The organism is Clostridium perfringens ATCC 13124, from assembly GCF_000013285.1.
Classification (GTDB): Bacteria; Bacillota; Clostridia; order Clostridiales; family Clostridiaceae; genus Sarcina; species Sarcina perfringens.
Genome location: NC_008261.1, coordinates 3099037 through 3112160 on the forward strand (window position 1 = coordinate 3099037; position 13124 = coordinate 3112160).

Below are 13124 nucleotides of genomic sequence, written 5' to 3' on the forward strand. Positions count from 1 at the left end.
GAATCTTTTAATTTTAATTATTATTCAACTGAAATAGCTGCTACTGGACAACTACCCTCAGCTTCTTTTGCTGCTTCTTTACTATTTTCAGGAACTTCCTCAACTATTGTATGAGCTTTTCCATCATCATCCATATCAAAAACTTCTGGTGCTATTGTTGGACATAATCCACATCCAATACATGTATCTTTATCTACATTGGCTTTCATAATTATTGCCTCCTTAAAATTTTATATTAACAATATCATTATTCCCTAAATTTTAATTTATATTACTTTATAAATAAACTTAATTTAAAAAATAAAAAGAATGAACCAAAATAATATAATTTTGATTCATTCTTTTATTTATACTAATATAATCCTTCAAAGATTAATGAATATAATGGATTTTCAGCCACATATTCTTCAGCTTTTCCATTTTCTAAAGCTTCAGTTAAGTCTAAGTTTATTGGTAATTCTCCTATTAGAGGAAGTCCTAAATATTCAGCATGCTCTTCTGAAGATTTCTTGCTAAATACTCTCATCTTCTTACCACACTCACACTCTATGTAAGCCATATTTTCAACTACTCCTCTTACACAAACATTCATTTTGTGAGCCATAGTAACTAGTTTTTTAACTATCATTGATACCATGTCTTGAGGTGTTGAAACTATTACTAATTCCTTTATAGGGAATGTTTGCATTACTGTTAATGTTATGTCACTTGTTCCTGGTGGCATATCTATTAATAAGTAGTCTAACTCTTCCCAATCAGTATCTTTAAACATTTGGTTTAATACTCCTGTAACCATTGGTCCTCTCCAAATTACAGGATCATCTTCAACTTCCATAAGTAAGTTCATTGATATAACTTTTATTCCTAGCTCAGTTTTTACTGGAACAAATTTAACTTGCTTACCTTCACTGTCCATGGCAACTATATCTGCTCTTTTTTCATTTATCCCAAAGAATCTTGGCATTGATGGTCCTGTTATATCAGCATCTAATACTCCAACTTTATATCCTTTTTTAGCTAGTTGAGTAGCTAATATTCCAGTAACAGTTGATTTACCAACTCCACCTTTACCACTTATAACACCTATAACATTTTTAATATTTCCGTAGTTAGTTCCTAATTTTGCTGGTACTGATGAACTACATCCTCCATCTTTACTAGCTGAACTACATTTGTCTTTATTTGCACAACTTGCACAACTTCCCATAAGAAAAATCCTCCATTCTGTTATCTATCCCATTCCTTTTGAACATCTTTCCAACTATCATAAACATTGATGTCCCAAGAGTTCTTATAAACTCCATCTACATAGAATTTTTTCTCTGAATGAGTTAATCTGTTTTCAATAGTTATTACAGTTCTAAACATAGTAGATGTATAACCATAATTTCTTACAGTAACTATTATATCAAAGTCATCTCTATTATGGTTCATTATTGAAGCATTTGGAACTACTTTTTTTACATCTTTTTCAAAATCTTCAATATCTGATGATAACATATATTTTGTACAATCTCTATCTCCAAGTATATCAATACCAACTTTGGCATTATCTTTGTTTAGTTCATCTTTTTCTTTTTTCATTACTTCAAGTATTGAAGTATAGTATATTTCATCAAAAGCTCTAGGTTTTCTTATTGCCTGCATATTTTGCATTAAATAGTTATCTAATCTCTTAGATATTCTATAAAAGTGATCTCCATCATAGAAATTACCTTCTCCATTATTTTTTACACCTGTTACATAATAGAATTTCTTTTCTTCATCACCAACATGTATTTCAAAAATATAATCTGGAGGTAAATCTGTCTTTTTGCTAACAACTTCAGCCTTAGATAACATACTGTATATATTATCTATTACTGACTTTTCTTTTACTAAAAACCTAAAACCAGAATCTCTTGTACTTTGAATAACTATTTTATCAACTCTATTTTCTTTTATATATTCAAAGTCATTATTATTACTCCCAACAAATTTGGAGCTTATATCTTTAGCTGAACATCCAGCAATGCCTAATCCTAAAACTAAGCAAAGTATTACTAGAATTAATTTCTTATTTTTCACTTGTTTCTTTTCTCCCTTTTAATTTATTTATATTATATAGTAATATACCCCCTATTAATATAAATATTGATATAAATTGAGATGTTGATAATGATCCTACGCTACCTCTAGGATCATTTCTTAAAAACTCTACAAAGAATCTACCTATACTGTATATTATCATATACATGCTCATAGTTTTTCCTTTTTCTTTGTTTTTATTTCCATACCATAGTAAAAATAAACCTAAGGCAAAATCAAAAATTGACGAAAAGATTTGTGTTGGATATAATGGTATCCCTGCTGGAGCTAATGAATCAGCTGGAAATATAATTCCTATAGAACTTGTAGTTTCAGCCCCATAACAACATCCTGCAAGTAAACATCCTATTCTTCCAAATCCTTGAGCTAAGGCTAAACCTGGTACTACTAAATCTGCAAGCTCTAATACATTCCACTTATTCTTTAAAGAGCATAGAGCGATTCCTAAGGCTCCTCCTATTATGGCTCCATAAATTACAAAGCCATTTCCAAAATCTCTAAATATTAAACTTGGATCTTGCATAACTGTTTTCCACTCAGTTATTATATAGAGTATTTTTCCTCCTAAAATCCCTGAAATAACAGTTAAGATAGTAGCATTAAAAAGCTTATCTTCGTTATAGCCTCTTTGAGTTCCTCGCTTTAAGAATAATAATGTTGCACAGATTATACCTAATCCTATCATAAATCCATAGCTATAAATCTTAAGTCCAAAGATTTCCCCTAAAACAATCCTCATAAACTCCTCCAATATTTATTTGTAAATTTAAAAGAGAAGCATATTATTATGCTTCTCTTTTAAATTTAATTATAATACTTCTATTAAAGCAAATCAAATTTTCTACTCCCCATGCTCTATACTATCAATTATGGCTTTATATATTATTGAATAATCTTCTTTTTGCTTACTTTCACTTGCACTAAATAATACCTTTATTATTTTATTTTCTCCCAACTTTTTATAATAAACAGTATTAACGTAGATTATTCCCTTTTGATTTTTTTCTTTGAAAACTACCTTCTTCACTAATTCATCATTAAGACTTTCATCAGATACTAAATAGTCACTTATATCATTCTTACTAATAAGCTCTTTTTCCTTCTCAACCATCTTGTCTAAATCATCATTTGAATTTAAAATCTGCACATATCCCCATAAGCCCATAGTGTCACTTATAAAACTATTATCATAAATAATATAATTTCCTGGGTATTTTTTTTCTTCAACGTCCCAACTATCAGGTAACTTATAGGTTAAAAGACCATCTAGGGCGGTATATGTACTTAGCCCTTCAATATTATTATTTGTTAATGCAACTTTTTTTATATTTCCAGTAAACATATTTTCACCAGTTACCAATATTATCATAAGCAAAACTAATATTAGGGTTATACCAAATTGTTTTTTATTCAAAAAATCACCTCTTTTCATCTTTTAGGAAAGTCTATATTTAAAATATATTCAACAAGTAAGTAAAAATTACTAAATAGAGTATTAATATTACATAAATAAAAAACTGTTTATATAGAAATAAAATCTATATAAACAGTTTTTCTCTTGATTATTTCATAGGGATAACTACAGATGAGTTTTCAAAATCATAGAACATTATCCAATAGCCATTTTCTCTATCTCCATATCTGTCCCATGTAACGAAACCAGTTCTACCACCGTATGGTTGATCTTTTCTATCCTTAGTTCCTGGAATAGCATATAAAATATATTTTATATCTCCATCCTTATCACACTTTACACCAAAGAAGAAATGACCTTCTTTGCTTATATAAGGATAGTAATTAATCATAGGATAATACATCATTGTGTATTTATTATAGTTTGACATATTACACATATCATCGAAGTTTCTAACATCAACCTTATACCATGCACATCTTTTTATATCCTCTGCAAATTTAGGAACCTTCTTACATCCTTCTAAAGCTCCCATTAAAACTTCACCTATAGGACAATCAAAGTCAACTTCATAAGTTTTTTCTTCTTTCTCCTTACAATCTCTAAGTTTCATTTGCTCTATTTCATTTTCGTACTCTGCAAATCTTCTACCTAGCTCATAACGTTCTCCATCATAAGGATCATATTCTCTTTCTAAATCTATTTTACTTATAAATCTATCACACTCTTGTAATTTTGATCTATAATCCCAATTATCATTGCGGTGATATTTTTCCTTATAGCAGTCTTTATAACCTTCTATTTTCTTTTCTTCATGATTATCTTTATCCGTATCTTTATCCTTATATTCTTTATGCTCTTCATGTTTATCTTTACAATCATCATCTACTTCATATTTATCCTTATATTTATCTTCTTTCTTATATTTGTCCTCTTTATCATCTTTATATTTTTTATCCTCTTCACATTTTTCCTCATGCTTCTCTTCTTTATCATGGTGCTTGCACTCTTCTTTGTCTTTTCCTCTACAGTCATCTTTTTTCTCTTTATATTCTTCTTTTAAATGCTCTTTGCAATCATCTTTATCCTCTTTATCTTCTGTATCCTTACAATATTCTTTTTTACATTCCTTTTCTTTATTCTCTTCTTTTAAATAATCCTTGTCCTTTTCTTTTAGATACTCTTTATACTTATCTTTTTCATCTTTGTCTTTCTTGTCCTTATAATAATCTTTATCATCATTATATTTTTCCTTATGCTCTTTCATGTTAATAGGACATTCTTTTTTCATTTCGTCTTCTTTATTATTTTTATCGTAATGAGACTTTTCTTTGCCTGATATCATCTTAATCTCATAATTTTTCCAATTATCCTTTGGCATTTGGTTATTTAAAAATCCACACATAAAGAATACTGTTCTACCATTAATATTTTTTCCTATAGCAGCTCCTACTATATTCTCATAAGATACATTTAAATCTCCTATGTTGATAGAATCATATTCTAAACTCATTTCTGCCTTTCCTTGTTGATTTATGTTCATTGGACCAAGATTTATATTCTTCTTAAAATCTTTCTTGTTACAAATAAGCATCATATAACAATCTTTGTATTCTTTCTTTAAGTTTTGAGCGTAAAAAGAAACTTTACATTTATCATTCTTAGTTTCTATCTTGGCATATCCAGTTAAAGGCTTATCTGAAGCCATAGAATGCCCCTTTTCATCTTCTTGTAATATTATAAAAGTTCTATATGATTTATTATGTGCCAATTCTCTGGTCCCTCCAATATAATTTTATTCTCTACAGTATATGAGAGAACAAAAAAAAAGAGAATAAAAATTTAAAAATTCTTATTCTCTCTAAATATTCTAGTTATTCATATATTTATCTATTGCATCTGAAAGAGCACCAAACTCTGCTAGGCTTAGAGTTTCTCCTCTTCTCTTAGGATCTATTCCAGCCTCTTCATAAGCCTTTTCCATTAATTCCTTAGGAAGTTTTACATTTTTAGTTGCATTCCATAAAGTTTTTCTTCTCATGTTAAATGCATGTCTAACAATTTCAAAGAATAATTTTTCATTTTTAACTTTAACACTTGGCTCTTCTAATCTTTCTAATCTTATTACTATAGAATCAACCTTTGGTCTTGGTATGAAGCATGAAGGTGGTACCTTTCTAACTATTTTAGTATTACAGTAGTATTGAACTAAAATTGATAAAGCACCATAATCTTTACAATTAGGTTCTGCATTCATTCTCTCTGCTACTTCTTTTTGTATCATTATAGTTAATGATTTAAAGTTATATCCACCTTTTAATAAATTTACTATTATAGGAGTAGTTACATAATAAGGTAAGTTTGCAACTAGCTTAACGCTTTTTTCATCTCCTATAATTTCATTAAAGTCAACTTTTAAGGCATCATTATGTATTAATTGAAACTTTGGATTATCTCCAAGCTCAGCTGTTAATATTGGAATAAGTGAACTATCTAATTCAATAGCAACAACTCTCTTTGCTCTTTTAAGTAATTGTACAGTAAGAGTACCAACTCCAGGTCCAATTTCTATTACTAAATCATCTTCACAAACATCTGCTCCATTTACTATATCTCTTGGAACAGAATCATCAATTAAAAAGTTTTGTCCTAAGCTTTTTGAAAATCTAAAATTATACTTCTGAACAAGCTCTTTTGTCTTTATATCTTTTATTTCATTTATATCCATTCACTACTCTCCTATATCATCTTTTCTACCTTTTCTATAGCTTTAACAAATTCTTCTTTTGTTATGCCATAGTTATTTAATCTTGAAAGAACTTGGTTTGCATTTCCATAACCGATTCTTAATTCTTTACCAAGTAACTCTCTTCTCACTTTAGCCTTTGGATCTGCTGATAATCCAAAGTATATTAAATCTTGTATTGTAAATTCTTCTCTTTTTTCTTCTAAAGTTATTTTTGCATTTTCTAAGGCCCTAATTATAGCCTCTGGTGACGCATTCTCTACACCTATGTTTCCATCCTTAGCTCTAGTTCCCTCTGCTCTTCCTATGTAAGCATGCTTAACGCCTTTAACTCTCTTTGATATTATTGCTCTTATCTTTTCTCCAGCAAAGTCTGGATCAGTAAATACAATAACTCCCTTTCTTTTTTGAGCTTCTTTTATTCTCTCTATAACCTTTGCATTTATTCCGAATCCACCAACAGCTATGATTTCAGCATCTATGGCTTTCTTAACTGCTGTTATATCGTCTCTACCTTCAACTACTATAACTTCTTTAATCAAGGTTAAAACTCCCTTTCTTATTATATGTACTATATTTAATTTACCTATATCTCATTTAACTGTCAATAAAATGCTTTAATACAAAATAAATAGAGGGTCTAAAAGAATACTCTTTTAGAATCCCTCTCTTAGTATTGGTATTACCATTCACCAGGATAAGCTATTATATAAAGATTAACATTTCTTCTTCCCCACTGTTTACATTCAGGTGCTGAATTTAAGAATAAATCTATTATATTATTTTTTATAGCTCCACCAGTGTCTTCTGCTACTGCATAGCCATATCCTTCTACATAAACCTTAGTTCCTAAAGGTATTACTCTAGGGTCAACAGCTATTGTACTTAATCCATTTGGATCTCTCTTAGGTACAGTTCCTGTAGCTGTTATTCCATCTCCAGAATAGGCAGTAGCTTCTACTACCATTGCTTTTTTATAATTTATATTATCGTTTCCTCTTGAAAGAACTAATTTCTCCATAGTTCCTTTAACCACTACTTCATCTACTGGTTCTTTAACAACTTTAGATTCTACTACTTCTCTAGATACTTCTTTTCCATCTTCCATAACTAACTTCATAGTTATTTCCTTTTCTCCAGCAGAACCCTCTTGAGTAGTCTTTTTAACTCCACTCTCTAAGTTATCATCTTCCTTTACTACAGTTTCAAAGTCTATTGGCTCTTTTTCAACTATGGTCTTCTCTTCAACTCTTGTAATCTTTATTTTCAAATCCTTTGATAGTTCTGTTTCTAATGAAGGCTCTACTTTGTCTAAATCATTTAGATTAATTCCTTCTTTAACCAGCATATTCTTTACTGAATCTTCCGCAGAATCTATCTCTATATTTTTTCCATCAACCATTACTTCTACTGGAACTGCCTTCTTAATGCTTATTACATCATTATCAGCAATCTCGCTTGTTAAACTTGGTTCTATTTTATCCTTGTCAGATAAGTAAATTCCTTGTTGACTCAAAACTGCTTGTACATTTCCTTTAAATGTGGCAACCTCTAAATTTTCACCATCTAAGTTTATGGTTATATTCTTATGTGCTGTAACTAAAACTGCTATAAAACTTACTAAAACTAAACTAAATACTCCTAATACAATTTTTCCATTTTTCGAGGCAACCTTCTCTTTCAATGCCTTAATTATTTTTTTCATATAATCTTCCCCCTTTTAGGCAAGAGTCATTTCGACATTATATATTACCTTTTCAAGTATGTCAAATCTGATGACTCCTAAAATTTATACTTTTAGTTGTAAATTATAATAAATAATTGACCTCTGCTTATACAGGGATTTGGTAAATAACGGTTGATTTATATTTAAAAAAGTACACTATATTATATTAGTGTACTTTCCATGTTATTACATTTATTTTTCTTTAGTTTAGTTATGGTTATATTAAATTTTGAATAATCTCTTTTTATTGTTTAATAAGATTTCATTCATTTCTTCCCCTGAAATTCCTCTTATTTCACTCATTTTATCTATGATATATTCAATATAATCTGACTTGTTTCTTTTGCCCCTAAAAGGAACTGGTGCCATAAAAGGACAGTCAGTCTCAACTAGCATTCTTTCAGCAGGTATTTCTCTACAAACATCTACTAATTTTTTAGCATTTTTAAATGTTAAAACTCCTGTAAATCCAATGTAATATCCTAATTTAATGCACTCTTTTGCAAATTCAACTGAACCTGAAAAACAATGTACTACTCCAATTACATTTGGAAACTCCTTCATAATTTCTAAAGTGTCTTTATGAGCATCTCTATCATGTATAACAACTGGTAAATTTAATTCATCAGCTAATTTCATTTGAGCTCTAAAAACTTCTTTTTGAACTTCTCTTGGAGGATTTTCTTCCCAATAATAATCTAGTCCTATTTCTCCAATGGCTTTAACCTTTTCATTCTTAACAAATTCTTTTATTTCTTTTACAACATCATCATTAAATTCATCTGCATTTTCTGGATGTATACCAACTGCTGCATAAAACATATCAAACTCTTTTGCAAGTTCAACTGATTTTCTTAATCCATAAAGATCAGATCCACAGTTTAAAACCCCAATAACTCCATTTTCTTGTAGTTCTTTTATTACATTTTCTCTATCTTCATCAAAACTATCTGAGTCGTAATGTGCATGTGTATCAAATATTTTATATTTCATAATTTTCTCCTTTGAATTTTACATATAAATTGTAGATAAAAGTGGTGATAAAATTCCTAGAATTCCTCCTAATAAAGCTCCTAACCAAGTTATTGCCTTAAGTTCTTTATTAGCTATTCCAATTATGATTTCCTCTGCATAATCCACTTCAAAAGCATTTATCTGTTCTTCTACTATTGAGGAAATATCCACAATTTCTAGTACTTTAGCTGATTTATTTTCCACAAAATCATTATATAAATTATCTAAAATACTCATAATACTATTTTCTAAGTTTTGTTTATTATAACATATATCATTTAAGGAATTTTGTAAAAATTTATCAAATACCTTTTCAATCATTTTACTTATTTCACCAGATAATTGGTTATTATTAACAATTTGAGAAATCATTGAATCTATATTATCAATTAGAATATTTTCATAGTCATTGAATAACACTTTTATAATTTCTTCATAACTATTAAAAGAAGAAATTTTACAATTTAGTTTACTTATTATAGAATCTATATTTTCTTCTGTATTTAATTTTTTTGAAATCTTATCTCCTAAAGCATCTGATATTACCTCTAGCTTTTCTTCTCCAACATTATTTATTACATCACTTACTTTTTTCTTCATACTTTCATGTACAAAAGCTAAAGCCGCATCACATATATACTCTTTATTTTCTTCTTCACTTAAAGATTTATCAACTAATGAAACTAACTTTCCATATATTACATCTCCACTTAGAAACATTGATACTATAGATGGTATATTATCATTTATTGCACTTTTTATCTTATGTGAAACCTCATCATCTCTAAGAAGATTTTTTATTATATCCACAAAGGTATCTTTTTGAGATTTTACATATTCTTCTATATAAGGTTTAATATTTTCTGGAATTACTTCCTCAATAGTTAAATCTTCTTTTCCTAAAGTTTTTACTTCTTTAAGAAGAGCTTTTCCTATTATGTCTCTTGTTTTTTCTTCCTCTAAAGTATTTATTATTACTTCTCTAAATTTATTGCTATTTATAAAATCAATTATCTTTTCAGGCTCTTTATTTAGTCTTTCTTTAATAGAATCTACTATATAAAATTTAACCTTATTTTTAAACTCCTCTTCCTGAATTGATTCTAAAATAGTCTTAGCTATATTGTCTATCATATTTCCCTTTAGAGCATAGTAATTTTCCCCTAAAGTATTCTTTAATGAATTCTCTAAAGTTGAATTGCTATTGATAATTTGATTAATTTTTTCTTTAGCAACCTCATTAAATTTTGCTTTTATTTTATCATCCTTTAAAGCCTTGCTTAAGCTATCTGAATTTAGTAAATGAGTTCCTACAGTTTCTCCAACCTTATTAGCTATTCTACTTTTTTCCTTAGGTATTAACCCTGGTGTAAAAGGAAGTTTCATGCCAAAGATATACTTTGCTTCTCTTGGCCTAAATAACATTTTTATAGCAAGCCAGTTTGTTATGTAGCCTATTACTGCTCCAATTAAGGCTCCTATAATATAAATTTTCATCTATTTTCACTCCTATCAATTTAAAATTCACTTAAATAGTGTAAAATATTATATATTTATATTAATATAATACTACTTATTTTTTAAGGGTGGTGAATAAAATGGATTTTAAAAAATTATCTAATATAAAAGAGTGTAGGTTATTTTCCCACTTCAGCGATCAAGATATTCAAGAATTATTAAGCTCTGGTTTCGCTTCAGTAAAATCCTATTCAAAGGAAGACTTACTGTTTTCTGAAGGAGAGTATTGCGATTTTTTAAGTGTAGTTATAGAAGGGAAAATAGAAATTCAAAAATTAGATTCTAACGGAAACATATTAGTGGTTGCAACCTTAAATAGAGGAAATGTTTTTGGGGAAAATCTTCTTTTTGGAGATAGGAACTTTTACCCAATGTCTGTTGTAGCTAAAGAAAATTCTCAAGTTTTACATATAAAAAAGGATTATATATATAAACTATGCTCTTCAAATGAAGCTTTTTTAAGAGAGTTACTTAGAATTCTTTCAAATAAAGCTCTTAATCTAAGTTCTAAACTTAAACAAGTGACAATGAAATCTATTAGAGAAATGATTTGCAATTACTTATTAAAAAAATATAACAAAGAAAAATCTACAACTATAAAGTTAGAGTTTTCAAGAAAGGACTGGGCTGACAAACTTGGAGTCCAACGTCCTTCATTGTCTAGAGAACTTATGAAAATGAGAGATGCAGGGCTTATAGACTTTTCAAAAAACATAATAGAAATAAAAGATTTAGAAGGGTTAAAAGGTTATTTACTTTAAATCAAATGTTAATATTTTTGTACACTTTTTGACACATAAATGCCACATAAGAAGCTTAATATAATAATTGTAACGTAGCTAAAACACTAATTTAATTTTACCCCTTAAATGGCCCTTGAATAGTTTGTCCCCCTTACGCAAATGTCAAGGGCTATTAAGTTTAATTAATTTAAAAAATTTCTATATAATAATTCCTAACCTTAAACCTTAAGATGTAGAATAAGCCTTGTTTCTAATGTTAATAGAAGCAAGGCTTATTTTATTTATATCTTTTTATTCTTTAATCTATTTAGTTCTTCTATAGCAACTTTCTTGTCTATTTTATCAAATAAAAATTCAACTCTATTAACTCTTATATTCTTCCTCTCTTTAAAGCTCCACTTTATATCCTTTATACCTAAAAACATTTTTATTTTCTCACAAGTAAAAGGAATTATAGGATTCATTAAATCAGTTAAAGCTACTAATATTTGAGAACAAATATACAGTACCTCTTCACATTTTTTCTTGTTATTATTTATTAAAATCCAAGGTTTATTTTTATCAAAGAAATCATTTCCCTGTTTTATAAGATTAAATATTTCTTTTACTCCCGATTTAAATTCTCCCTCTTCAAATTTATTACCTACAGAAGCATAAGTTCTTCTTATTATGTTTTTCCATTGAAGAGGAAGTTCTTCTCCCTTTATTTCCCCATTAAAGTTTTTCTTTATAAAGGTTAAAACCCTATTTGTAAAGTTCCCTATTTCTCCTACTAATTCATTATTATTTGCATTTATAAAATCTCTCCAAGTAAAGTCAGAATTTTTCTCTTCAGCACCTCTACTTATTAAATAATATCTAATAGAATCTATATTATATCTTTCCATAATGTAAGGAACCCATATGGCCCAATTTCTATTGGTAGAAAAAGTTTTTCCTTCTAAGGTTAAATATTGAGAAGAGAATATTCTAATTTCACTTTTCTCTAATCCAATGCCAGAGAGCATTGCTGGAAACATTGTTGTGTGAAAGGGTATATTTTCCTTACCATGAACTAGGTATATTCTACTTTCTTCATTATTCCAATATTCTTCTAAAGATTGTCCTTTTTCCTCTATAACTTTCTTAGATGCAGTAACATAGGCTAACAGTGCATCAATCCAAACATAAACTCTTTTATCTTCAAAGCCTTCTATAGGAACTTCTATTCCCCAATTAATTTCTCTTGTTAGAATCTTATCTCTTAGCCCACCCTCTAAATATCTCTTAGTTATTTTAATGGCATTTTCTCTCCAACTCTCTTCTTCATCTAATATATTTTGAATATAATCTTGAAAATAAGATAATTTAAAGAAAAGATTATTAGAACTTCTAACTTCAACTTTACTATTACATTCATTACAAAGTCCTTCTTTAATCCCAAATTCATCTAAGGTATCACAGCATTTTGGACAATAAAATTCTTCTGTTTCTTTTTCATATATAAATCCCTTATTATAAAGGCTTTTTATTATATATTTCACCTGCTCTTCATGATACTCACTATCTGTTCTTGTAAATATATCAAAGGAAAATCCTAATTTATTAAAGCACCTAACAAATTCCCTATGGTACTTATTTATAAGCTCTTCTGGTGACTTATTAATCTCCTTGGCTTTATTTAAAATTGGAGATCCATGACAGTCAGATCCTGAAACAAAAATAACTTCATCACCCTTAGCCCTATGATACCTTGCCAATATATCACCTGCCATCCAAGATGAAACTCTTCCTATATGAAGTGAGCCGTTGGCATAAGGCCAAGCATTACCTATAATTACTTTCATTTTATTAGCCCCCTTAAAATGCTTCTATCTACAATATTATGATACAAAA

The 13124-nt window shown here is 28.5% G+C and carries 13 protein-coding genes; 1 reads left to right on the forward strand and 12 read right to left on the reverse strand.

Features of this window, described 5'->3' with window-relative positions; genetic code table 11:
- Positions 1–20: 20 nt before the first annotated feature.
- From CPF_RS13860 to CPF_RS13910, 11 genes are all read right to left on the reverse strand, one after another.
- Entirely contained in the window at positions 21–209 is a 189-nt protein-coding gene (locus CPF_RS13860) for a ferredoxin (RefSeq protein WP_003450562.1), read from the reverse strand.
- 143 nt (positions 210–352) lie between these two features.
- Positions 353–1207, reverse strand: coding sequence for an Mrp/NBP35 family ATP-binding protein (locus CPF_RS13865; protein ID WP_003450706.1), 855 nt, complete (start codon positions 1205–1207; stop codon positions 353–355).
- 20 nt (positions 1208–1227) lie between these two features.
- Entirely contained in the window at positions 1228–2067 is an 840-nt protein-coding gene (locus CPF_RS13870; protein WP_003456826.1) for a hypothetical protein, read from the reverse strand.
- Positions 2057–2827 (reverse strand): prolipoprotein diacylglyceryl transferase, encoded by a 771-nt coding sequence (locus CPF_RS13875; protein WP_003456764.1) that lies wholly within the window; start codon positions 2825–2827, stop codon positions 2057–2059. The genes CPF_RS13870 and CPF_RS13875 overlap by 11 nt, the downstream gene beginning before the upstream one ends.
- Before the next feature lie 102 nt (positions 2828–2929).
- Positions 2930–3502, reverse strand: coding sequence for a hypothetical protein (locus CPF_RS13880; RefSeq protein WP_041702733.1), 573 nt, complete (start codon positions 3500–3502; stop codon positions 2930–2932).
- Positions 3503–3650: 148 nt separating this feature from the next.
- Positions 3651–5273: a hypothetical protein gene (locus CPF_RS13885; RefSeq protein WP_011591154.1), complete on the reverse strand. Its 1623-nt coding sequence runs from the start codon at positions 5271–5273 to the stop codon at positions 3651–3653.
- A 99-nt stretch (positions 5274–5372) separates the two neighbouring features.
- Positions 5373–6230 carry a 16S rRNA (adenine(1518)-N(6)/adenine(1519)-N(6))-dimethyltransferase RsmA gene (gene rsmA / locus CPF_RS13890; RefSeq protein WP_003450598.1) on the reverse strand — a complete coding sequence of 286 codons (858 nt, stop codon included), beginning with the start codon at positions 6228–6230 and terminating at the stop codon, positions 5373–5375.
- An 11-nt stretch (positions 6231–6241) separates the two neighbouring features.
- Positions 6242–6790 (reverse strand): ribonuclease M5, encoded by a 549-nt coding sequence (rnmV, locus tag CPF_RS13895; RefSeq protein WP_011591155.1) that lies wholly within the window; start codon positions 6788–6790, stop codon positions 6242–6244.
- A 140-nt stretch (positions 6791–6930) separates the two neighbouring features.
- Positions 6931–7953, reverse strand: a complete 1023-nt coding sequence (locus CPF_RS13900; RefSeq protein WP_003456850.1) for a ubiquitin-like domain-containing protein — start codon at positions 7951–7953, stop codon at positions 6931–6933.
- A gap of 243 nt (positions 7954–8196) precedes the next feature.
- Positions 8197–8967 carry a TatD family hydrolase gene (locus CPF_RS13905; protein ID WP_011591156.1) on the reverse strand — a complete coding sequence of 257 codons (771 nt, stop codon included), beginning with the start codon at positions 8965–8967 and terminating at the stop codon, positions 8197–8199.
- An 18-nt stretch (positions 8968–8985) separates the two neighbouring features.
- Positions 8986–10485, reverse strand: a complete 1500-nt coding sequence (locus tag CPF_RS13910) for a DUF445 family protein (RefSeq protein WP_003462961.1) — start codon at positions 10483–10485, stop codon at positions 8986–8988.
- A gap of 101 nt (positions 10486–10586) precedes the next feature.
- Between CPF_RS13910 and CPF_RS13915 the strand changes: the two genes are divergently transcribed.
- Positions 10587–11267, forward strand: coding sequence for a Crp/Fnr family transcriptional regulator (locus CPF_RS13915; RefSeq protein ID WP_003456830.1), 681 nt, complete (start codon positions 10587–10589; stop codon positions 11265–11267).
- A 263-nt stretch (positions 11268–11530) separates the two neighbouring features.
- Here CPF_RS13915 and CPF_RS13920 read toward each other — a convergent pair whose 3' ends face one another.
- Entirely contained in the window at positions 11531–13075 is a 1545-nt protein-coding gene (locus CPF_RS13920) for a methionine--tRNA ligase (RefSeq protein ID WP_003456732.1), read from the reverse strand.
- Between the last annotated feature and the right edge of the window lie 49 nt (positions 13076–13124).

Coding starts and splice junctions, on each gene's coding strand:
- CPF_RS13905 (WP_011591156.1), bottom strand. CDS start 8,967: ATGAAATATAAAATATTTGATACACATGCACATTACGACTCAGATAGT.
- rsmA (WP_003450598.1), bottom strand. CDS start 6,230: ATGGATATAAATGAAATAAAAGATATAAAGACAAAAGAGCTTGTTCAG.
- CPF_RS13860 (WP_003450562.1), bottom strand. CDS start 209: ATGAAAGCCAATGTAGATAAAGATACATGTATTGGATGTGGATTATGT.
- CPF_RS13915 (WP_003456830.1), top strand. CDS start 10,587: ATGGATTTTAAAAAATTATCTAATATAAAAGAGTGTAGGTTATTTTCC.
- CPF_RS13875 (WP_003456764.1), bottom strand. CDS start 2,827: ATGAGGATTGTTTTAGGGGAAATCTTTGGACTTAAGATTTATAGCTAT.
- CPF_RS13865 (WP_003450706.1), bottom strand. CDS start 1,207: ATGGGAAGTTGTGCAAGTTGTGCAAATAAAGACAAATGTAGTTCAGCT.
- CPF_RS13900 (WP_003456850.1), bottom strand. CDS start 7,953: ATGAAAAAAATAATTAAGGCATTGAAAGAGAAGGTTGCCTCGAAAAAT.
- CPF_RS13910 (WP_003462961.1), bottom strand. CDS start 10,485: ATGAAAATTTATATTATAGGAGCCTTAATTGGAGCAGTAATAGGCTAC.
- CPF_RS13920 (WP_003456732.1), bottom strand. CDS start 13,075: ATGAAAGTAATTATAGGTAATGCTTGGCCTTATGCCAACGGCTCACTT.